The sequence below is a fragment of the Eudoraea sp. genome (assembly GCF_039969275.1).
GTDB lineage: Bacteria > Bacteroidota > Bacteroidia > Flavobacteriales > Flavobacteriaceae > Eudoraea.
In genome coordinates this window covers 1-23,574 of sequence record NZ_JBDVOC010000006.1, presented here as the reverse complement: position 1 = coordinate 23,574, position 23,574 = coordinate 1, and the positions used below count along the sequence as shown (strand labels likewise).

Annotated in this window: 17 protein-coding genes, 5 tRNA genes and 1 pseudogene; 22 read left to right on the top strand and 1 reads right to left on the bottom strand. The window is 38.1% G+C overall.

The features are described from left to right. Nucleotides 1-60: 60 nt before the first annotated feature. The 21 genes from ABJH90_RS04220 to ABJH90_RS04120 all read left to right on the top strand — a co-directional run bounded on the left by ABJH90_RS04220 (nt 61) and on the right by ABJH90_RS04120 (nt 19,070). Entirely contained in the window at nt 61-1,671 is a 1,611-nt protein-coding gene (locus ABJH90_RS04220) for an alanine/glycine:cation symporter family protein (protein ID WP_348136840.1), read from the top strand. Between the two features lie 8 nt (nt 1,672-1,679). Continuing rightward, on the top strand, nt 1,680-2,549 hold the full coding sequence (locus ABJH90_RS04215) for a helix-hairpin-helix domain-containing protein (RefSeq protein ID WP_348136838.1): 870 nt from the start codon (nt 1,680-1,682) through the stop codon (nt 2,547-2,549). A 36-nt stretch (nt 2,550-2,585) separates the two neighbouring features. Next, complete coding sequence (locus ABJH90_RS04210; RefSeq protein ID WP_348137955.1) at nt 2,586-3,725, top strand: acyl-CoA dehydrogenase family protein; 1,140 nt, start codon at nt 2,586-2,588, stop codon at nt 3,723-3,725. Nucleotides 3,726-3,796: 71 nt separating this feature from the next. Continuing rightward, entirely contained in the window at nt 3,797-3,991 is a 195-nt protein-coding gene (rpsU, locus tag ABJH90_RS04205; protein ID WP_019671394.1) for a 30S ribosomal protein S21, read from the top strand. An 88-nt stretch (nt 3,992-4,079) separates the two neighbouring features. Then, a complete protein-coding gene (locus ABJH90_RS04200) occupies nt 4,080-4,970 on the top strand; it encodes a tyrosine-type recombinase/integrase (protein WP_348136836.1) in 891 nt (296 codons plus the stop codon). A 42-nt stretch (nt 4,971-5,012) separates the two neighbouring features. Further along, nucleotides 5,013-5,330: a ribosome-associated translation inhibitor RaiA gene (gene raiA, locus ABJH90_RS04195; RefSeq protein WP_348136834.1), complete on the top strand. Its 318-nt coding sequence runs from the start codon at nt 5,013-5,015 to the stop codon at nt 5,328-5,330. 86 nt (nt 5,331-5,416) lie between these two features. Further along, a tRNA-Thr gene (locus tag ABJH90_RS04190) sits at nt 5,417-5,490 on the top strand. A gap of 24 nt (nt 5,491-5,514) precedes the next feature. Next, nucleotides 5,515-5,596 (top strand) — tRNA-Tyr (locus tag ABJH90_RS04185). 138 nt (nt 5,597-5,734) lie between these two features. After that, a tRNA-Gly gene (locus tag ABJH90_RS04180) sits at nt 5,735-5,807 on the top strand. 84 nt (nt 5,808-5,891) lie between these two features. Further along, a tRNA-Thr gene (locus tag ABJH90_RS04175) sits at nt 5,892-5,963 on the top strand. Nucleotides 5,964-6,023: 60 nt separating this feature from the next. Then, on the top strand, nt 6,024-7,211 hold the full coding sequence (gene tuf / locus ABJH90_RS04170; protein WP_348136832.1) for an elongation factor Tu: 1,188 nt from the start codon (nt 6,024-6,026) through the stop codon (nt 7,209-7,211). 66 nt (nt 7,212-7,277) lie between these two features. Beyond that, nucleotides 7,278-7,350, top strand: a tRNA-Trp gene (locus tag ABJH90_RS04165). Nucleotides 7,351-7,460: 110 nt separating this feature from the next. Continuing rightward, on the top strand, nt 7,461-7,649 hold the full coding sequence (gene secE / locus ABJH90_RS04160) for a preprotein translocase subunit SecE (protein WP_348136830.1): 189 nt from the start codon (nt 7,461-7,463) through the stop codon (nt 7,647-7,649). A gap of 11 nt (nt 7,650-7,660) precedes the next feature. Further along, nucleotides 7,661-8,212: a transcription termination/antitermination protein NusG gene (nusG, locus tag ABJH90_RS04155; RefSeq protein ID WP_348136828.1), complete on the top strand. Its 552-nt coding sequence runs from the start codon at nt 7,661-7,663 to the stop codon at nt 8,210-8,212. A 71-nt stretch (nt 8,213-8,283) separates the two neighbouring features. After that, on the top strand, nt 8,284-8,721 hold the full coding sequence (rplK, locus tag ABJH90_RS04150) for a 50S ribosomal protein L11 (RefSeq protein ID WP_348136826.1): 438 nt from the start codon (nt 8,284-8,286) through the stop codon (nt 8,719-8,721). 21 nt (nt 8,722-8,742) lie between these two features. Beyond that, nucleotides 8,743-9,432, top strand: coding sequence for a 50S ribosomal protein L1 (rplA, locus tag ABJH90_RS04145; RefSeq protein WP_348136824.1), 690 nt, complete (start codon nt 8,743-8,745; stop codon nt 9,430-9,432). Between the two features lie 19 nt (nt 9,433-9,451). Continuing rightward, a complete protein-coding gene (gene rplJ / locus ABJH90_RS04140) occupies nt 9,452-9,967 on the top strand; it encodes a 50S ribosomal protein L10 (protein WP_348136822.1) in 516 nt (171 codons plus the stop codon). A gap of 53 nt (nt 9,968-10,020) precedes the next feature. Further along, nucleotides 10,021-10,404: a 50S ribosomal protein L7/L12 gene (gene rplL / locus ABJH90_RS04135; RefSeq protein WP_348136820.1), complete on the top strand. Its 384-nt coding sequence runs from the start codon at nt 10,021-10,023 to the stop codon at nt 10,402-10,404. A 132-nt stretch (nt 10,405-10,536) separates the two neighbouring features. Then, nucleotides 10,537-14,346 carry a DNA-directed RNA polymerase subunit beta gene (gene rpoB / locus ABJH90_RS04130; protein WP_348136818.1) on the top strand — a complete coding sequence of 1,270 codons (3,810 nt, stop codon included), beginning with the start codon at nt 10,537-10,539 and terminating at the stop codon, nt 14,344-14,346. A 43-nt stretch (nt 14,347-14,389) separates the two neighbouring features. Beyond that, nucleotides 14,390-18,688, top strand: a complete 4,299-nt coding sequence (rpoC, locus tag ABJH90_RS04125) for a DNA-directed RNA polymerase subunit beta' (protein WP_348136816.1) — start codon at nt 14,390-14,392, stop codon at nt 18,686-18,688. 70 nt (nt 18,689-18,758) lie between these two features. Then, entirely contained in the window at nt 18,759-19,070 is a 312-nt protein-coding gene (locus ABJH90_RS04120; protein ID WP_348136814.1) for a DUF3467 domain-containing protein, read from the top strand. Between the two features lie 57 nt (nt 19,071-19,127). Here ABJH90_RS04120 and ABJH90_RS04115 read toward each other — a convergent pair whose 3' ends face one another. After that, on the bottom strand, nt 19,128-20,717 hold the full coding sequence (locus ABJH90_RS04115) for a peptide chain release factor 3 (RefSeq protein ID WP_348136812.1): 1,590 nt from the start codon (nt 20,715-20,717) through the stop codon (nt 19,128-19,130). A 412-nt stretch (nt 20,718-21,129) separates the two neighbouring features. Between ABJH90_RS04115 and ABJH90_RS04110 the strand changes: the two are divergent. Next, a pseudogene (locus ABJH90_RS04110) lies at nt 21,130-23,574 on the top strand (gliding motility-associated C-terminal domain-containing protein); the annotation flags it as partial.

The following is a 23,574-nucleotide window of genomic DNA, read 5'->3' as shown; positions in this document are numbered from 1 at the left end:
ATTACTATTTTTTAGGATATTGCCGCCAATACAGACCAAATTAAACCAAAATTAACTCTTATGAAGTATAGACTTCTTTCAATTTTATTATTTTTTCTGCCAATTTTGACATTTGCTCAGGACAAAGGACTTGATGAAAAAGTAAATGACGCATTTATGCCGGTGGCAGTATGGTGGGAAGGCTTTGTCCTTACTTCGGTTCCTATTGCAGGATATAATCTGCCGGTAGTTCTACTCCTTTTGATTTTTGGAGCTTCATTCTTTACTATTTATTTTAAGTTTCCCAATATCACAAAATTTAAATTGGCCATCAATACAGTACGTGGTAAGTACGATGAACTGGATCATCACAGCGTAGAAAAGGCTGATTTAAACATTGTAGATGGTGATTTGGTTGATACCATTGCAGATGAAAGTAAAGAGGGGGAGGTAAGTCATTTTCAGGCTCTTGCTACCGCCGTTTCCGGAACAGTAGGTCTTGGTAATATTGCAGGCGTAGCAGTAGCTATTGCTATTGGTGGGCCCGGAGCCACTTTTTGGATGATTGTTTGTGGTTTAATTGGGATGTCAACGAAATTTGTTGAATGTACACTAGGCGTTAAGTACCGAGATGTGGGTGAAGATGGTACCGTTTATGGCGGACCAATGTATTACTTATCAAGGGGACTAAAGGAAAAAGGATTTACCGGCTTGGGTAAAGTTTTAGGTGCTGTTTTTGCTGTGTTATGTGTAGGTGCTTCTTTTGGAGGAGGTAATGCATTTCAGTCTAATCAGGCCGCAGTTCAACTTTCTTCTATGTTAGATCTGCAGGGCGGAGCAACCGGAGTTATTATTGGTGTAATCCTGGCTATTCTTGTAGGCATTGTTATCATTGGAGGAATAAAAAAGATTGCAAGTGTTACGGAAAAAATTGTACCATTTATGGCCGGAGTCTATGTTTTGGCTTCTTTAGTTATAATTTTTGCCAATATCGAATACATAGGCGATGCTTTTGCCATGATAGTTAATGGTGCGTTTACACCTGAGGCAGGTTTAGGAGGTGTTCTTGGAGTTATTATTGTAGGCTTCCAAAGAGCTGCTTTTTCTAATGAGGCTGGTGCAGGATCTGCAGCCATTGCCCATTCTGCCGTTAAAACAAAGTATCCGGCGAGTGAAGGTATTGTGGCGCTTTTGGAACCATTTATAGACACGGTAGTGATATGTACCATGACGGCATTAGTTATTATTTTCTTTAATATGGATGCCGGGGCCTTTGAGTATGGCAATGCCGTTAACAGTACTGTTTTAATAAGTGAAACTGGAAATTATATTGGTGGCGTTGATCTAACATCAATGGCTTATGATTCTGTTATTCCCGGATTCAGATACATCCTTACCATTGCAATTATTCTCTTTGCATTTTCCACAATGATTTCATGGTCCTATTATGGTCTTCAATCCTGGAAATACCTTTTCGGACGGGGCAGAAGAGCGGACGTTGTTTACAAAATTTTATTTTTATTATTTGTAGTTATTGGTGCCGGAGCTACTTTGGATGCGGTAATTAAGTTTTCTGATGCCATGATTCTGGCATTGGTATTCCCAAATATGATAGGCTTACTGTTTTTGTTTCCCAGGGTTAAAGAAGAGCTTAATAAGTATGTAATGGACATTAAAGGTGTAAGTAAATAAGAATACCCTTGAAAAATTTAAAATCCCACTTTAAGTTCAATAAACAGGAACGCAGTGGGATTTTCTTTCTACTGCTAATCATTTTTAGCCTGCAATTAGCCTACATGCTTTTTAAAAAAGATTACCTGCATACTTCGGAGGAAAGATTTGCATTAGATGTGAAAATTCAACGACAACTGGATTCAATACTAGATAAAGACAATAAAGAAAATTTATCAAAGGTTTACTCTTTTAATCCAAACTTCATTTCTGATTACAAAGGTTATACCCTGGGTATGTCTAATGAAGAGATAGATAGATTACACTTATTCAGATCTGAAAACAACTGGGTATATTCCGCAAAAGAATTTCAACAGGTTACGCTCATTTCAGATTCCTTACTACAAATATTAGCTCCATACTTTAAATTTCCTGAATGGGCAAATCGGCCAAAAAGCAGAAAAAATGAAAGAAAGGAAAAACCGGTAGTAACCGTCGTGGGGCATAAAGATCTAAATCAGGCTACCCCGGAAGAACTTAAGGGCATTTATGGAATTGGCGATAAATTATCGGCCAGAATTGTCAAGTTCAGAAACAGATTAGGGGGCTTTATGGTAAATGAGCAACTATATGATGTATATGGTCTGGAGGAAGAAGTGGTTTTAAGAATATTGGAAGAATTTCGGGTTAAGGGGCAACCCGTAATTGAAATGATCAATATTAATTCTGCTACAAGAAGAGAAATGCAACAACTCATTTATATAGATCAAAACCTTGCTATTCAAATAGTTACTTATAGAGATAGCGTTGGAATTATCAAATCTTTTAATGAATTATTGAAAATAGAAGATTTCCCGGCAGACAAGATTGATAGAATTAAATTATATTTGTCGCTCTAAAAAATTGCAACAATGACCACAGACACTATGTCTATTATTAGTTTTGATTATTCTGAGACCCAACACCATGTTGCCGAGTCTGCTAAGAAATTTGCGGAGCAATACATACGGCCTCATATAATGGAGTGGGACGAATCTCAGTTTTTCCCGGCTGATCTTCTAAAAAAAGCAGGAGAATACGGCTTTATGGGCGTACTGATTCCTCATGAATTGGGTGGGGCCGGTTTAGGCTATCATGAGTATATAGCCATCATAGAAGAGATATCAAAAGTAGATCCGGCAATTGGCCTATCTATAGCTGCTCATAATTCTTTATGTACAAATCATATTCTATCTTTTGCGAATGAAGAGCAAAAACAAAAGTGGATTCCGAAACTTGCTAACGGAGAGTGGATTGGTGCCTGGGGGTTAACAGAACATAATACAGGTTCAGATGCTGGCGGAATGAGCACAACAGCCATTAAAGATGGTGATCATTGGGTTCTTAACGGGGCAAAGAATTTTATCACACATGGTATTAGTGGAGATATAGCCGTTGTTATTGCAAGAACAGGAGAGAAGGGAGATAGTCGTGGGATGAGCGCTTTTGTTGTTGAAAAAGGAACATTGGGTTTTAGCAGTGGTAAGAAAGAGGATAAATTAGGAATGCGTGCCAGTGAGACTGCGGAATTGATTTTTAATAATTGCAGGATTCCGGATTACCAGAGGCTTGGGAATATAGGTGATGGCTTTATACAGTCCATGAAGGTTTTAGATGGCGGACGCATATCTATAGGAGCTTTATCTCTGGGAATAGCAAAAGGTGCCTATGAAGCTGCATTAAAGTATTCCAAGGAACGTATTCAATTTGGTAAGCCAATAAGTTCATTTCAGGGGATTTCATTTAAACTGGCAGACATGGCTACCGAAATAGAGGCATCTGAATTATTACTACACAAGGCTGCTTTCCTGAAAAATGAGGGTCGCGAAATGACCAAAATAAGTGCAATGGCAAAAATGTATGCTTCTGAAGTATGTGTAAAGGTTGCCAATGAAGCCGTCCAAATTCATGGGGGTTATGGTTACACCAAGGACTTTCCCGTAGAAAAATTCTATAGGGATGCAAAACTTTGCACAATTGGGGAAGGTACCACGGAAATCCAAAAAATAGTTATAGCGAAGAATATTTTAAAATAATTTGTTACCGTTTAATTTATTCATTCTATATTTGCATTCGAAAAATATTTAAAGAAAGGAGGTTGTAGCCTATGTTGATAATACCAGTAAAAGAAGGAGAAAATATAGACAGAGCTTTAAAACGTTTTAAACGAAAGTTCGATCGTACAGGTACAATGCGTCAGTTGCGAAAACGTCAGCAGTTTACCAAGCCTTCAGTAGAAAGAAGACAACAAATACAGAAAGCACAGTATATTCAAGGCCTAAGGGACCAGGAAGAAATATAATAAATAGCTTTTAGCATTATAATTTCCCGTCGCGATAACTATCGAGACGGGATTTTTTTATGAAAATAACTAGAGGTAACTTTGTGATATGTCTTTAACTGCTTTTATATCCTATCTTACTCATGAGAAGAACTATTCACCTAATACGGTGAAGGCATACGAAAAGGATATTCAGGCATTTAAAGATTTTTGCTTTAGGGAGTACGATTTGAAGCAAATAGATAAGGCAGACTATAATTTAATAAGAGGGTGGGTAGTTCAAATGGTCACAGATGGATTGTCCAACAGATCTGTAAACCGGAAAGTAGCTTCATTGAAAGCTTATTATAAGTTTTTATTGAAAACCGAAAACATTCAGGTTAACCCATTAGCTAAACATAAGGCCCTAAAGACACCTACAAAAATTGAAGTTCCTTTTTCTGAGACGGAAATGGAAATGCTTTTACAACAAGTGCATTTTGAAGATGGATTTGAAGGCAGTAGGGATAGGTTACTCATAGAATTACTATACACTACAGGGATAAGGCGGGCGGAGCTCATTAATCTTAAATTAAAGGATATTGAACTGTCTCAAAAAACATTGAAGGTATTGGGTAAACGAAATAAGGAACGAATTGTTCCGCTCTTGGACTCAACTATAAATCTGTATGAGATATATTTGGATGAAAGAATGAAGTTGGACACAATAAAGGAAAGAGACTTTATTTTTCTTTCCAAATCCGGGATTAAAATTTATGAAACACTTGTTTATAGAATTATTAATGGGTATTTTAGTAAGGTCTCTTCCAAAGTTAAAAAGAGTCCGCATATACTTAGGCATACCTTCGCCACACACTTGCTTAATAAAGGAGCAGATTTAAATTCGGTGAAGGAATTGTTAGGTCATTCTAGTTTGGCATCTACTCAGGTTTACACACATAATAGTATAGCTGAATTAAAAAAAGTACATGCATCTGCTCATCCAAGGAGCAAGAAATAGTATAACGTTCTTTTCTATTGTTTAACCTAAAATATTCAACTTATGAAGGTAAATGCGCAAGCTGTGAATTTTAATGCAGATTTAGAACTTCTAAATTTTATTCAAGGGCGTTTAGACAAACTAGAACTTTTTTATGATAAGATTGTCAGCTCTGATGTACATTTAAAGGTTGAAAATACGAGTGAAAAAGAAAATAAAATTGTCGAGATCAAGCTGTATATTCCAAAAGATAAGTTTGTAGTTAAAAAACAATGCAAATCTTTTGAGGAGGCAATTGATTCTGCATGCAGTTCTCTGGAGAGAAAATTGGTTAAAAAGAAGAAAAAACCAAGGTTCCAACCCTCCTTAAAATTTTTATAAAATAGTTTTGATTAAAAAAATAATTATCTACATTTGCAGTCCGTTAGAAATAGCGGACTTTTTTATGCGTTAAAAGGCTTTAAAAAGCCGATGTAGCTCAGCTGGCTAGAGCAGCTGATTTGTAATCAGCAGGTCGTGGGTTCGAGTCCCTCCATCGGCTCGGAAGAATATAAAATAGCAAGGAGGGGAGATACTCAAGCGGCCAACGAGGACAGACTGTAAATCTGTTGGTTTTACCTTCGCAGGTTCGAATCCTGCTCTCCCCACAACTGGTTTTTGAGAGCGGTTTTGTGAATATTGCTTATAGATTTCCAGGGTCAGATAAATTTGGAGTCTGGTTATTATTGCAAATCAGGACTTAGAAGATGTTCAGTAGGATTGGTGAAATATTGAAAATTAAAATTGCGGGAGTAGCTCAGTTGGTAGAGCGTCAGCCTTCCAAGCTGAATGTCGCCGGTTCGAACCCGGTCTCCCGCTCAAAGAAATTGAGTAAACGTTTCTTATTTTAATCAAGGTTAAAATTAACCTTAATATTAAGATATAAAACCTGTTGACCCACAAGCCGACGTAGCTCAGGGGTAGAGCGTTTCCTTGGTAAGGAAGAGGTCACGGGTTCAATTCCCGTCGTTGGCTCAAATAAATTAGGCATTAATTATTATACACTAATATAAACTAAGATTAAATTCACTCAAAATGGCAAAGGAAACTTTTGATCGTTCCAAACCGCACTTAAATATTGGTACTATTGGACACGTAGATCACGGTAAAACTACATTAACTGCTGCTATTACAACTGTTTTAGCAAACGCAGGATTATCTGAAAAGAGAAGTTTCGATTCTATCGATAACGCTCCGGAGGAAAAGGAACGAGGTATTACAATTAATACGGCACACGTTGAATACTCAACAGCGAATCGTCATTACGCACACGTAGATTGTCCAGGTCACGCGGATTATGTAAAGAACATGGTAACAGGAGCTGCTCAAATGGATGGAGCTATCTTAGTAGTTGCTGCCACAGATGGTCCTATGCCTCAAACCAGAGAGCATATCCTTTTAGGTCGTCAGGTAGGTATTCCAAGAATGGTTGTTTTCATGAATAAAGTAGACATGGTTGATGATGATGAATTACTTGAGCTTGTTGAAATGGAAATAAGAGAGCTTCTGTCTTTCTACGAGTACGATGGTGATAACGGACCAGTTATCTCAGGATCGGCTTTAGGCGCCTTAAATGGAGAGCAAAAGTGGGTTGATACAGTAATGGAATTAATGACTGCTGTTGATGAATGGATTGAACTGCCAAAAAGAGATATTGAGAAGGATTTCTTAATGCCCGTTGAAGATGTGTTTACTATTACTGGTCGTGGTACTGTTGCAACCGGTCGTATAGAAACTGGAATAGCTAATACTGGTGATGCTGTAGATATCATTGGAATGGGTGCTGAAAAATTAGCATCTACAGTTACCGGGGTTGAGATGTTCCGTAAAATTTTAGATAGAGGAGAAGCTGGTGATAATGTAGGTATCTTATTAAGAGGTATTGAAAAATCGCAAATTAGCAGGGGAATGGTAATATGTAAGCCAGGTTCTGTTAAGCCGCATGCTAAATTTGAAGCTGAGGTATATATCCTTAAAAAAGAAGAAGGTGGTCGTCATACGCCATTCCACAATAACTATCGTCCACAATTCTATGTTAGAACAACGGATGTTACAGGAACAATAAATCTTCCAAGTGGTGTTGAAATGGTAATGCCTGGTGATAACGTAACTATTACTGTAGACCTTATCCAGCCTATCGCTTTAAGCGTAGGACTTCGATTTGCTATCCGAGAGGGTGGTAGAACGGTTGGTGCCGGTCAGGTAACTAAGATTATAGATTAATCACGATATAATTTTTTACTCTAAGGGTGTCCCGTTTTGGCGGGATACCTTTCAGTGTAAATATAAACGGGTGTAGCTCAGTTGGTAGAGCACTGGTCTCCAAAACCAGGTGTCGGGAGTTCGAGCCTCTCCTCCCGTGCAGATCAGAAATAGGAGTGTGCAGAGAAGAATATATAGTTTTGGTCTAGTTTGTTGGCCGAGTAATTGAATTTTAAAATTGCATTCTTAATAAGGAATAAAATAATAGGTATGTTAACTTATATAAAGGAGTCCATAGAAGAATTAAGACACAATGTTACGTTGCCATCAAGGGCGGAATCGTCTAACCTTATGGTTATTGTTGCCGTGTTTTCTATATTGTTTGCTTTGGCAACTTGGGGCGTAGATACCGTATTCAGCAAACTTATACAACTTTACTTTAACACCTTAATAAATTAAGTTTGAGACCTATGTCTGAAGTATTAGAAAAGAAATGGTATGTAGTAAGAGCTGTCAGTGGTCAGGAGAATAAGATCAAGGGCTATATAGAAAGCGAAGTGGAACGTCATGGATTTGCTGATTATCTGGAAGATGTATTGGTTCCAACTGAGAAAGTTGTACAGATAAGAAATGGGAAAAAGATAAACAAAGAAAGGGTTTATTTTCCGGGATATATAATGATCAAAGCTAATTTGGGTGGAGAGATGATTCATATAATCCGGTCCATTACAAATGTGATTGGCTTTTTGGGTGAGACAAAGGGAGGTGATCCGGTTCCATTGAGAAAGGCAGAAGTAAACCGAATGTTGGGGAAAGTAGACGAATTAGCTATAAATACAGACAGCGTTGCCATACCATTTATTCTTGGAGAAACTGTTAAGGTTATAGACGGACCTTTTAATGGATTTAATGGTACGGTAGAAAAGATTAATGAGGAGAAAAGGAAACTGGAAGTAATGGTGAAAATTTTCGGAAGAAAAACACCATTGGAATTGAGTTACATGCAAGTAGAAAAAGTATAGAATATTGTTACGTATATATAAAAGTTGTGTTGCTTCCAAATTATAACACGCTTTAAATTTAATTTAAAACAATGGCAAAAGAAGTAAGTAAAGTAGTTAAACTACAAGTTAGGGGAGGTGTTGCGAATCCGTCGCCACCGGTTGGACCCGCTTTAGGTGCTGCCGGCGTTAACATCATGGAGTTCTGTAAGCAGTTTAATGCTCGTACGCAGGACAAACAAGGCAAAATTCTGCCTGTTGTTATCACCGTATATAAGGACAAATCATTTGAATTTGTTGTTAAAACACCACCAGCGGCAGTGCAACTTTTGGAAGCGGCTAAGATTAAGAAAGGATCTGGCGAACCTAACCGAGTAAAATCAGGGAATGTTTCATGGGATCAGGTGAAGAACATTGCAGAGGACAAAATGGTTGACCTTAATGCATTTACCGTTGAATCCGCAATGTCTATGGTAGCAGGTACTGCAAGATCTATGGGATTGAAAGTTTCAGGGAAAAGACCTTTTTAAAATCTTAAAAGCAATTTTAACATGGCAAAATTAACTAGAAAGCAAAAAGAAGCATACGCTAAAATAGAGAAAGATAAACTCTATTCTGTTGAAGAAGCTTCTGCGCTTATAAAGGAGATAACCAATACAAAGTTTGATGCGAGCATCGATCTTGCAATTAGGTTAGGAGTAGATCCACGTAAAGCTAATCAAATGGTACGTGGTGTTGTGACATTGCCTCATGGTACCGGTAAAGATGTAAAAGTCCTTGCTTTGGTAACTCCAGATAAGGAAGCTGAGGCTAAGGAGGCTGGTGCAGACTTTGTTGGTTTGGATGAGTATTTGGATAAAATTAAAGGTGGTTGGACAGATGTAGATGTAATAATCACAATGCCAAGTGTTATGGGTAAATTAGGACCCTTAGGACGAGTTTTAGGTCCAAGAGGATTAATGCCCAATCCAAAAACAGGTACGGTAACAATGGATGTTGCTAAGGCGGTATCTGATGTAAAAGCAGGTAAAATAGATTTTAAAGTAGACAAGTCCGGTATTGTACATGCAGCGATAGGAAAGGCTTCCTTTTCTCCAGATAAAATAGCTGGAAATACCCAGGAATTGCTGGATACTTTAAATAAGTTAAAACCGGCTGCGGCAAAAGGTATATATATGAAAAGTATATATATGTCAAGCACTATGAGTCCTAGTCTCCAATTAGATCCTAAAGCAGTATAACTGTAAACGTTTTAAAATCATGACAAGAGAAGAAAAAGCAACCGTTATAGAAGATTTGACGGCTCAGTTAGCTGATAATTCAACGATTTATTTGGCAGATATTTCCGGATTGGATGCCTTGGCAACCTCTGCATTAAGAAGGGCTTGCTTTAAAGCAAACATAAAATTGTCTGTAGTAAAAAATACTTTACTTGCAAAGGCAATGGAAGTCTCCGAAAAGGAATTCGGTGAATTACCTGAAACATTAAAAGGAAATACTTCTTTAATGTTTTCAGAAACTGGTAATGGGCCCGCTAAGCTTATTAAAAGCTTTCGAAAAAAATCAGACAAACCTTTATTAAAAGGCGCTTTTGTAGAAGAAGCAATTTATGTTGGTGATGAGAATTTAGATACTTTGGTTAATATTAAATCCAAAGAGGAGATGATAGGCGAAATTATTGGTCTATTGCAGTCCCCCGCCAAAAATGTTATTTCTGGATTAAAATCCGGAGGTGGTAAACTGGCAGGAATCATCAAAACATTATCTGAAAAATAATTAATACGCACTAAAAACTAGAATATTTAAGAATTTTATTAAACGATAGAAAAATGGCAGATTTAAAAGATTTCGCAGAACAATTGGTTAACTTAACCGTAAAAGAAGTAAACGAGTTAGCTGATATATTAAAAGAAGAGTATGGCATAGAGCCTGCTGCTGCAGCTGTTGCAGTTGCTGCAGGTGGTGGCGCCGCAGGAGGTGAAGCTGAAGCCGCTGAAGAAAAAACAGAATTTGATGTTGTTTTAACAGCTGCTGGAGGTTCTAAATTGGCTGTAGTTAAATTGGTTAAAGAATTAACCGGCCTTGGATTAAAAGATGCTAAGGATATCGTTGACAGCGCACCTAAAGCTGTAAAAGAAGGTGTGTCTAAAGACGAAGCTGAAGGAATCAAAAAATCATTGGAAGAAGCTGGAGCAGAAGTTGAGCTTAAATAATAGCAATGACCATACGGTTTTGGTTTAGGTCTTTCCGCCTGTCTGGTGGCTAGACCTAAACCCTTTTATATATAGTATATGATGTAATATACTACCCATATTTGGTATTCACGTTCAAAATTTTGTCCATTGATGTTCACAAAACAGACTGAAAGAGTAAACTTCGCATCCGCTAAGAACATTCCGAACTATCCGGATTTCTTGGACATTCAGATTAAATCATTTCAAGATTTTTTTCAACTTGAAACAAAATCTGACGAAAGGGGCAATGAGGGTTTGTACAACACCTTCATGGAAAACTTTCCAATAACTGACACAAGAAATCAATTTGTACTCGAGTTTCTTGATTACTTTATAGATCCACCCAGGTATTCCATCCAGGAGTGTATAGAAAGAGGTCTAACGTATAGCGTACCTTTAAAAGCGCGTTTAAAACTTTATTGTACCGATCCGGAGCACGAAGATTTTGAAACTATTGTTCAGGATGTTTATTTGGGCACTATACCCTATATGACACCAAGTGGAACATTCGTTATTAACGGTGCTGAACGAGTAGTTGTTTCGCAGTTGCACCGTTCTCCAGGAGTATTCTTTGGTCAATCTTTTCATGCAAATGGCACCAAACTGTATTCTGCAAGGGTAATTCCTTTTAAAGGATCCTGGATAGAATTTGCTACTGATATCAATAGCGTAATGTATGCTTACATTGACAGGAAGAAAAAATTACCGGTAACAACTTTATTTAGAGCAATAGGTTTCGAAAGAGACAAGGATATTCTGGAGATCTTTGACCTGTCTGAAGAAGTAAAGGTTTCAAAGACGGGATTAAAAAAATTCTTAGGACGTAAACTTGCTGCCAGAGTTCTTAACACCTGGCACGAAGATTTTGTTGATGAAGACACAGGAGAAGTTGTTTCCATAGAGAGAAATGAAATAGTCCTGGATCGGGATACTGTTCTTGAAAAGGAACATATAGATGAAATTATTGCTGCAGATGTCAAAACCATTTTGCTTCATAAAGAGAATAATGCCCAAAGTGATTATGCTATTATTCATAACACTTTACAAAAAGATCCCACAAATTCAGAAAAAGAAGCTGTTGAACATATTTATCGTCAGCTGCGTAATGCAGAACCACCTGATGAGGAAACTGCACGTGGAATAATTGATAAATTGTTTTTCTCTGATCAACGATATAACTTGGGTGAAGTTGGTCGTTACAGAATGAATAAAAAGCTTGGTTTGGATATCGGTATGGACAAACAGGTACTTACCAAAGAAGATATCATTACTATAATCAAGTATTTAATTGAACTTATCAATTCTAAAGCAGAAATTGATGATATTGACCACCTTTCCAACAGGCGTGTTAGAACAGTTGGGGAGCAATTATCATCTCAATTTGGTGTTGGTTTGGCACGTATGGCAAGGACCATACGTGAGCGAATGAATGTAAGAGATAATGAGGTATTTACTCCAATTGATCTGATAAATGCCAAAACACTGTCCTCTGTGATTAATTCATTTTTTGGTACCAACCAATTATCACAGTTCATGGATCAGACGAATCCTCTTGCAGAAATTACGCACAAGAGAAGATTATCAGCTCTCGGACCAGGTGGACTTTCAAGAGAACGTGCAGGATTTGAAGTTCGTGACGTTCACTACACGCATTACGGAAGACTATGTCCTATTGAAACTCCTGAAGGACCAAATATTGGACTTATTTCATCACTGGCGGTATTTGCCAAAGTAAATCCTATGGGATTCTTGGAGACACCATATCGCAAGGTTGATAGTGGAAAAGTAGATACTAAAGATTTTGTATACCTGAGCGCGGAAGAAGAAGAAGGCATGAAAATATCTCAGGCCAATATTCCACTCAAGAACAATGGAGCTATAGATCAGGAGAAAGTTATCGCCAGGGAAGAAGGAGATTTTCCGGTTGTGGATCCTAAAGAGGTGAACTATACCGATGTTGCTCCTAACCAGATTGCTTCTATTTCTGCTTCTTTAATTCCGTTCCTTGAACACGATGATGCGAACAGGGCTTTAATGGGTTCTAACATGATGCGTCAGGCTGTTCCTTTATTGAAACCGCAATCTCCTATTGTTGGAACAGGATTGGAAAGACAAGTTGCATCAGACTCAAGAGTATTAATAAATGCAGAAGGTGATGGCGTAATTGAATATGTGGATTCTCAAAAGGTCACAATTAATTACAAACGTAGCGAGAATGAACAATTGGTCAGTTTTGAGGAGGATTCCAAGACCTATCAATTGGTTAAATTCAGAAAAACTAACCAAGGTACCAGTATCAATCTTAAGCCAATCGTCCAAAAGGGAGATCAGGTTAAAAAAGGACAGGTACTTTGCGAAGGATATGCTACAGAAGGAGGGGAATTAGCGTTAGGTAGAAACCTTAAAGTAGCCTTTATGCCTTGGAAAGGATATAACTTTGAGGATGCTATTGTAATTTCCGAAAAAGTAGTCCGCGAAGATATCTTTACTTCTATACATATAGATGAATACGCTCTTGAAGTTAGAGATACTAAATTAGGAGCTGAAGAATTAACTAACGATATTCCTAATGTTTCTGAAGAGGCAACAAAAGACCTTGATGAATATGGAATGATACGAATTGGTGCGGAAGTAAAACCTGGGGATATTCTTATTGGTAAGATTACACCAAAAGGTGAATCGGATCCTACTCCTGAGGAAAAACTACTTCGTGCTATTTTTGGGGATAAAGCAGGGGATGTTAAGGATGCTTCTTTAAAAGCTTCACCTTCATTGCGTGGTGTTGTTATCGATAAAAAGTTATTCTCTCGCTCTATTAAGGATAAACGCAAACGTTCAGAAGACAAGGAAGCAATTTCCAGTCTGGAACTGGAATATGAGGTAAAATTCCAGGAACTTAAAGAAATCCTGGTAGATAAATTGTTTAAACTTATCAATGGGAAGACTTCTCAGGGAGTGTTAAATGATCTTGGTGAAGAGGTTTTACCTAAGGGTAAAAAATATACCATGAAGATGCTTAATTCAGTGGATGATTTTGCCCATCTTGTTGGAGGTAGCTGGACTACTGATAAAGGCACAAACATTTTGGTAGCCGACCTGCTTCACAACTATAAGATTAAGTTGAACGATCTTCAGGGGAATCTTAGAAGAGATAAATTCACCATATCTGTTGGGGATGAATTACCTGCTGGTATAATGAAGCTTGCAAAAGTTTATATTGCTAAAAAACGTAAACTAAAAGTTGGTGATAAAATGGCCGGGCGTCATGGTAACAAAGGTATTGTTGCCCGTATTGTAAGACATGAAGATATGCCCTTCTTGGAAGACGGAACACCTGTAGATATTGTATTAAACCCATTAGGTGTACCATCTCGTATGAATATTGGCCAGATTTATGAAACCGTTCTGGGATGGGCGGGTCAAAACCTCGATAAGAAATTCGCGACTCCAATTTTTGATGGTGCTACACTTGATGAGATTAATGAATTTACTGATGAAGCGGGGATCCCAAGATTTGGTCATACTTATCTCTATGACGGAGGAACCGGGCAACGTTTCGACCAGGCTGCGACTGTTGGGGTAATCTATATGTTAAAATTAGGACATATGGTGGATGATAAAATGCATGCACGTTCTATTGGACCATATTCGTTGATTACACAGCAACCTTTAGGAGGTAAAGCTCAATTTGGTGGCCAACGTTTTGGAGAAATGGAAGTTTGGGCCTTAGAGGCATATGGCGCATCTGCTACCCTTCGTGAGATTTTGACTGTAAAATCTGATGATGTTATTGGACGTGCCAAAACCTATGAATCAATTGTAAAAGGCGAAACCATGCCTGAACCTGGCTTGCCAGAATCTTTCAATGTATTGATGCACGAACTTAAGGGATTAGGTTTAGACATCAGACTTGAAGAATAATAGTTTTATTTACATATTTTAAATTTACTATCACCATATTATAATGGCTAGAATAAAAGATAATACCGCAATAAAAAGGTTCGATAAAATTTCAATTGGATTGGCATCTCCTGAATCAATTTTAGGAGAATCCCGAGGTGAGGTTTTAAAGCCTGAAACTATTAATTATAGAACTCATAAACCAGAGCGTGATGGATTGTTCTGCGAACGCATTTTTGGTCCTGTTAAGGATTATGAATGTGCGTGTGGAAAGTACAAACGTATACGCTATAGAGGAATTGTTTGTGACAGATGTGGCGTTGAAGTAACTGAGAAAAAGGTTCGTCGCGACAGGGTAGGACACATAAATTTAGTAGTACCCGTTGCTCATATTTGGTATTTCCGTTCCCTGCCAAACAAAATTGGCTACCTCCTGGGATTGCCTTCCAAGAAACTGGATATGATTATTTATTATGAGCGTTATGTGGTAATTCAGCCGGGTATTGCTCAAGGTCCTGAGGGAGAGGAGATTCATAAATTAGATTTTCTAACTGAAGAAGAGTATTTAAATATTCTTGATACTATCCCTCCGGAAAATCAGTATTTGGAAGATACAGATCCTAATAAGTTTATTGCCAAAATGGGGGCAGAATGCCTTATTGATTTGCTGGGACGAATTGATTTGAAACAACTATCCTATGATTTAAGGCATAAAGCCAATACGGAGACCTCTAAACAACGTAAAACGGAAGCCTTGAAGAGACTTCAGGTTGTTGAAGCATTAAGAGAATCTCAGGAAAACAGGGATAACAAACCAGAATGGATGATCATGAAGGTTATTCCGGTTATTCCACCGGAGTTGCGTCCACTGGTACCTTTAGATGGAGGTAGATTCGCGACTTCTGATTTAAATGATCTTTACAGGCGTGTAATTATAAGGAACAATCGTTTAAAGCGATTAATGGAAATAAAAGCACCTGAAGTTATCTTAAGAAATGAGAAACGAATGCTTCAGGAAGCAGTTGATTCTCTTTTTGATAATACGCGTAAGGCTTCCGCAGTGAAAACTGAATCAAACAGACCGCTTAAATCTCTTTCGGATTCCTTGAAAGGAAAACAAGGACGTTTTCGTCAAAACTTATTGGGTAAAAGGGTAGATTATTCTGCTCGTTCCGTGATTGTTGTCGGACCTGAAATGAACTTATATGAATGTGGTCTTCCAAAAGATATGGCTGCAGAACTATACAAACCTTTTGTGATCAGAAAACTGATCGAAAGAGGTATTGTTAAAACTGTTAAGTCGGCCAAAAAGATAATTGATAAAAAAGAACCGGTAGTTTGGGACATTTTAGAAAATGTTTTAAAAGGACACCCAGTGTTGCTCAACCGGGCCCCTACATTACACAGATTGGGGATACAGGCATTTCAACCTAAATTAATAGAAGGTAAGGCAATTCGTTTGCACCCTCTTGTTTGTACTGCCTTTAATGCGGATTTTGATGGTGATCAAATGGCGGTGCATTTGCCTTTAGGCCCTGAAGCTATATTGGAATCCCAACTTTTGATGTTGGCTTCGCACAATATATTAAATCCGGCTAACGGATCACCTATCACAGTACCTTCACAGGATATGGTTCTTGGGTTGTATTACATGACAAAAGAGCGAAAATCAACCAAAGAAGTTCCTGTAAAAGGTGAGGGCTTAACTTTTTACTCCTACGAAGAGGTAGTAATCGCATTTAATGAAGGGAAAGTAGAACTGAATGCCGGGATTAAAGTGAGAGCCAAAGACTTTAATGAGGAAGGTGAATTAGTAAATCAGATTATTCCTACTACTGTTGGTAGAGTACTTTTTAATATGGTTGTGCCGGAAGAAGCCGGATATATAAACGAAGTTTTAAACAAGAAGTCTTTACGTGATATTATCGGAAAGATTCTTGCTGTTACAGATGTACCCGAAACTGCGGCCTTTCTGGATTTGATTAAGACCATGGGTTATGATTTTGCTTTTAAAGGAGGATTGTCATTTAGTCTTGGAGATATTATTATTCCAAAAGAAAAGCACACCATGATTGCTGATGCCAATGAACAGGTAGATGGAATTATGATGAATTACAATATGGGTCTTATCACGAACAACGAACGATATAATCAGGTGATTGATGTCTGGACTTCAACAAATGCCATGTTAACTGAGTTGGCAATGAAGCGTATCCGGGAAGATCAGCAAGGATTTAATTCAGTGTATATGATGTTGGATTCTGGAGCCAGGGGTTCAAAGGAACAGATTAGACAGTTAACAGGTATGCGTGGTTTAATGGCTAAGCCTAAGAAATCTACTGCAGGTGGAGGTGAGATTATAGAAAACCCTATTCTTTCTAACTTTAAAGAAGGATTGTCTATTTTGGAATACTTTATTTCTACTCACGGTGCTCGTAAAGGACTTGCAGATACCGCTCTTAAAACTGCCGATGCAGGATATCTTACAAGACGATTAGTGGATGTTTCTCAGGACGTCATCGTTAATATAGATGATTGTGGAACCCTCAGAGGTATACAGGTTGAATCTTTAAAGAAAAACGAAGAAGTTGTTGAAACTCTGGGTGAACGCATATTAGGTAGAGTTTCTTTACATGATGTATTTAATCCATTAACTGAAGAACCGCTATTAACTGCTGGACAACAGATTCTGGAATCTGATGTGAAGAAAGTGGAGGCTTCACCTATTGAAAAAGTAGAAGTTCGCTCGGCACTCACTTGTGAGGCTGAAAAGGGTATATGTGCCAAGTGTTATGGTAGAAACCTTTCAACCAATAAAATGGTACAGCGAGGCGAAGCGGTTGGTGTTGTGGCTGCACAATCTATTGGTGAGCCGGGAACACAGTTAACTTTGCGTACTTTCCACGTTGGGGGTATTGCAGGTAACATTTCCGAGGAAAGTAAACTTGAGGCTAAATTTGCTGGTATTGGGGAGATTGAGGACTTGAGAACAGTTAAAGGTGAGAATTCTGAAGGGAAAAAAGTCGATATTGTTATTTCAAGAACTTCTGAAATTAAAATTGTTGATGCTACAACTGGAATTACACTTAGTACCAACAATATCCCTTATGGTTCTCAGATCTTTGTTAAAAATGGCAGTAAGATAAAAAAGGCAGATGTAATTTGCCAATGGGATCCTTATAACGGGGTTATTGTTTCGGAATTTCCTGGTAAAATTGCTTATGAAAATATTGAGCAGGGAGTTACATATCAGGTTGAGATTGATGAACAAACCGGGTTTCAGGAAAAGGTAATTTCAGAATCCAGAAATAAGAAACTGATTCCTACCTTATTGATACTAAATTCAAAGGATGAAGTTTTGCGTTCCTACAACCTTCCTGTTGGTTCCCATTTAATGGTAGATGATGGCGATAAGATTAAAGAAGGTAAAATCTTGGTAAAAATTCCTCGTAAATCAGCTAAAGCTGGTGATATTACAGGTGGTTTACCAAGAGTAACTGAACTATTTGAAGCTCGTAACCCATCTAATCCAGCTGTTGTATCTGAAATAGATGGAGTAGTTTCATTTGGTAAAATAAAGAGAGGTAATAGAGAGATCATTATTGAATCCAAACTTGGTGAGATAAAGAAATATTTGGTAAAACTTTCAAACCAGATTTTAGTCCAGGAAAATGATTATGTTCGAGCTGGTATGGCTTTATCTGATGGTTCAATTACTCCTGAAGATATCCTTTCAATTAAGGGGCCTTCAGCGGTACAACAATATCTTGTAAATGAAGTACAGGAAGTTTACCGTCTCCAGGGTGTAAAAATTAATGACAAACACTTTGAAGTAGTTGTACGCCAGATGATGAGAAAAGTTCGTGTTCAGGATTCGGGTGATACTACATTCCTTGAAAATCAACTGGTACACAAAGACGATTTTATAAGAGAAAATGATGAAATCTTTGGAAAGAAAGTAGTTGAAGAAGCAGGCGAATCAGAAAACCTCAAAGCAGGCCAGATAATTACACCCCGTGAATTGAGAGATGAGAATTCAATCTTGAAACGTGCGGATAAAACTTTGGTGACTGCGCGGGATGCTGTTTCAGCGACAGCTACACCAATTCTACAGGGTATCACAAGAGCTTCGTTACAAACCAAATCATTTATTTCTGCGGCATCGTTCCAGGAAACAACTAAGGTCTTAAATGAAGCGGCTGTAAGTGGTAAAATTGATCACCTGGAAGGATTGAAAGAGAATGTTATTGTAGGTCATAAAATTCCTGCCGGTACCGGTATGAGGGATTATGAAAATATAATCGTAGGTTCAAAAGAGGAGTACGATGAAATTATGGCCCGCAAAGAAGAATTGAAGTTTTAAAATCATTAACCCTCAATTATATAATTGAGGGTTTTTGTTTGTGATATTGGATTATTTTTTGAAGTGAACAATGGAAGAAAAAAATCAGAAACAACAACAGATAAATATTGAGCTGGACGAAAAAATAGCCGAAGGAATCTATTCCAATTTGGCAATAATAAATCATTCTGTTTCAGAGTTTGTTGTCGACTTTATTAGCATGATGCCTGGAGCACCAAAAGCGAAGGTGAAAAGTAGAATTGTACTTACTCCTCAGCACGCAAAGAAATTTTTGAAAGCGCTTAATGATAACGTAAGTCGTTTTGAAAAGGCTCACGGGACAATCAAAGATTACGAACAACCTCCAATTCCGTTAAATTTCGGTCCTACTGGAGAAGCTTAACTAAAAACCCATGAATACTTCATGGGTTTTTAATTTTTAGTTCATACGATGCCCTGATTATTCAAATTCTGAGGTAAAATGCAGTTTGACAGTGGGATATTTCTGTTGAGTCATTTGCAATGAAAATTGAGAATCTGCTAAAAACACTAATTGGCCGCGTTTATCCTTGGCCAGAAATTTCTGTTTTACTCTAATAAATTCTTTAAATTCTTCATTATTAGGATCTTCGGGATCAACCCAGCAGGCTTTGTGAGCAGGAAAATTTTCATAGGTACATTTTGCACCGTATTCATGTTCTAATCTGTATTGAATTACTTCGTACTGCAAGGCACCTACAGTACCTATAACTTTTCTGCCATTAAGTTCCAAAGTAAATAACTGAGCTACGCCCTCATCCATTAATTGGTCAATTCCCTTATTTAACTGCTTGGATTTCATCGGATCTGCATTGTTGATATATCTGAAATGCTCCGGAGAAAAGTTGGGGATACCTTTATAATGCAAAATTTCACCCTCTGTTAATGTATCACCAATTTTAAAATTACCGGTGTCATGCAATCCCACAATATCGCCAGGATAGGATATATCTACAATTTCCTTTTTTTCTGCAAAAAATGCATTGGGGCTAGAAAATTTTAATTTCTTATTATGCCTTACATGCAAATAGGGTTTGTTGCGTTCAAATGTTCCTGAAACAATTTTTACAAATGCCAAACGATCTCTGTGTTTGGGATCCATGTTGGCGTGGATTTTAAACACAAATCCTGAAAGCTCATTTTCATTTGCATGAACCAGACGCTCTTCGGCCATTTTCGATCTGGGATATGGAGCTATTTCAATAAAACAATCGAGAAGTTCTTTTACTCCAAAATTATTTAAAGCAGAACCAAAAAAGATCGGCTGAAGCGAACCTTCCAGATACTTCTGTTTGTTAAAAGAAGGATAGACCCCGCTTACCAACTCCATATTATCTCTTAAAGTTTCAGCAGCCTCAGTTCCAATAATTTTCTCTAATTCCGGACTCGTTATATCATCAAATGCAATTACGTCTGAAATGTTTTTTTTACTATCTCCACTAAAAAGGTTAATATTTTTCTCATAAACATTATAAATACCTTTAAAATCATAACCCATGCCAATAGGGAAACTTAGAGGAGTGACGGTTAATCCCAATTCCTGTTCTAATTCATCCAAAAGGTCAAAAGCGTCTTTTCCTTCTCTATCCAGTTTATTGATGAATACGATCATGGGAATATTTCTCATCCTGCAGACCTCTACCAATTTTTTGGTCTGTTCTTCTACACCTTTAGCAACATCTATAACAACAATTACACTATCTACTGCCGTGAGGGTTCTAAAAGTGTCCTCTGCAAAGTCCTTATGGCCTGGTGTATCAAGAATATTTATCTTCTTATCCTTGTACAAGAATGCAAGCACAGAGGTAGCCACCGAAATTCCACGCTGACGTTCAATTTCCATGAAATCGCTGGTTGCTGCTTTTTTTATCTTATTATTTTTTACAGCACCTGCCTCTTGTATTGCACCTCCAAATAAGAGTAACTTTTCCGTAAGTGTAGTTTTCCCGGCATCAGGGTGAGAAATAATACCAAATGTTCTTCTCTTTTCTATTTCTTTTAAAAAACTCACAGCAAAAATTTGAGCAAAAATAAGGCAAATAATATAGCTCTGGGAGAATAGAAAGAATTTTTTAAAATGATTCTCATAACACATAATAGTCTGTTTCCAATGGATTTAAGATTATTAATATATTTGATTTAAGGGTTATTATCGATTAACGGCCAGTAATCTTCGTTTTTTGAATTTTTGAGGATTTTTAATAGCTTTTTAGCACTGACTTTGTCTCAATATGGAATCAGGATTTTGGACGTTTAACGAGTTTTGAGGTCATTTAAAGATATTTGATAACTTAAGTTTTCAAATGGATTTGATGCTATGTAATTTAACTATATATTGCAATGATATATTTGAGAAGCCCTATCTCTTACATAGTTTTTTCCTACAAAGCCATGGTGATATGTTTAATTGAAAACTATCATTTATGGAAAACATTACCCCAGCCAAAATACGAGATAAGGCGACTTTCGGCTTTACCTTGATAACTGCCATTCTAGTTTTTGTCCTTTCTTCTTCTTTTGACACCAATCCGGCGGAGTTTGCCTTAATGACCAACTATACTGCGACTGATACGGATAATGATGGCGTAATGGATCATGCAGATATTGATGATGACAATGACGGGATAATAGATTCAATAGAAGATAAAAACCCGGACGGGGATAATGATCCATTAACACATCCAACGGACTCGGATAATGATGGGGTTCCCAATCACCTGGATGTCGATTCTGATAATGACGGAATTATAGATAATGTTGAAGCACAACCAACGGATGCTTATATCGCCCCTGGCGGGATTGATTCTGATGGCAACGGATTGGATGATAATTATGAAGAAACACCGGGTAGTTGTGGAGGATTAGTGCCCATAGATTCAGATTTAGATACTTATCCTGATTATTTAGATATCGATAGTGATAATGATGGGATATTAGACAATGTAGAAGCACAAACTACTGCAGATTTTCAGGCACCCTGCGGTATGGATTCCGACGGTAACGGCCTGGATGATCATTATGAAGAAACTCCTGGTAGTTGTGGTGGATTGATACCTGTAAACACAGATGGAGATTCTCAACCAGACTTCAGAGATATCGACTCAGATAATGACGGTATTCTGGATAATGTGGAAGCTCAGGAAACTGCGGAATTTCAACCACCATGTGGTATGGATAGTGATGGTAACGGTCTTGATGATCATTACGAAAACACACCTGGTTCTGGAGAAGGACTCCATCCGATAAATTCCGATAATGACCCAAATCCAGATTTCAGGGATATAGATTCAGATAATGATGGTCTCCCTGACAACATAGAGGCACAGACCACAAGTGGTTATATTCTTCCATCCGGAATGGATGATGATAAGGACGGCTTGGATAATGCATATGAAGGGTCAGGAGATCAGGGCCTTACTCCGGAGAATACTGATGGTACGGACGAGTTGGATTATTTAGATACGGATACAGACAATGATCTGGTGCCTGATAATAATGAAGGGAACGACTTTAACTTTGATGGGATCCCGGATCAAACCTTTACTGGCACAGATACAGATGGTGATGGCTTAGACGATGGCTATGAGGGCAGTGATATAAATGATGGTTATATTGTTAATGACGAAATAACAGACCCTGCAACTGATTTACCGGATACCGATGGTACGGAGGATGTCAACTACCGGGATATTGATGATGATGGCGATGGTCTGGATACTCCTGATGAGGATACTGATGGTGATGGCGATCCTACCAACGATGATGCCAGTGGCGATGGCACCCCTGATTATTTGGATCCTGATGTTACAAATACAACTACAGATCCTGACACCGATGGGGATGGCGTAAAGGATAGATCAGACCTGGATGATGACAATGATGGACTGCTGGATACGGAAGAAGATCCCAATCTGGATACTGATGATAACCCGTTAACCAATCCATTGGACAGCGATGGCGATGGTTTTCCAAACCACTTGGATATTGATTCAGATAATGATGGATTACCAGACAATATAGAGGCGCAGACTACCAGTGGCTATATTTTACCCAATGAAGATGATGAAGCTACATATGTGTCTAATGATGGTGTAAACTCGGCTTATATAGGTGGTCTAACCCCTGAGAATACGGATGGTACGGATGAACCTGATTATTTGGATACCGATACGGACAATGATTTGCTGCCTGATAATAATGAAGGGAATGACTTTAATTTTGATGGGATCCCGGATCAGACCTTTACAGGCACGGATACCGATGAGGACGGCCTTGATGATGGCTATGAGGGCAGTGATGTGAATGATGGTTTTGTGGTAAATGATGAAATAACAGACCCTGCAACTGATTTACCGGATACCGATGGTACAGAGGATGTCAACTACCGGGATATTGATGATGATGGCGATGGTCTGGATACTCCTGATGAGGATGCTGATGGTGATGGCGATCCAACAAATGACGATTGCAGTGGTAATGGAACGCCTAATTATTTAGATCCGGATACAACCACTTGCGATCCGGATACGGATGGGGATGGTGTAACCGATGAGGATGAAGTTACCGATGAAACAGATCCTTCAGATCCTTGTGATTTTATTTTAGCTAGCCAAACCATAACTCCTTCCGATGAATGGAACGACCTGGATTGCGACGGTGATGGGGTAACGAATGAAGATGAAGTTTCGGATGGAACGGACCCCTTAGATTCCTGTGATTTGTTACTAGCAAGCCAAACAGTAACACCAACCACAGATTGGGACAACCTTGATTGCGATGGAGACGGTGTAACTAACGGTGATGAAGTTACCGATGAAACAGATCCATTAGACTCCTGTGACTTTTTGCTGGCAAGCCAAACGGTGACT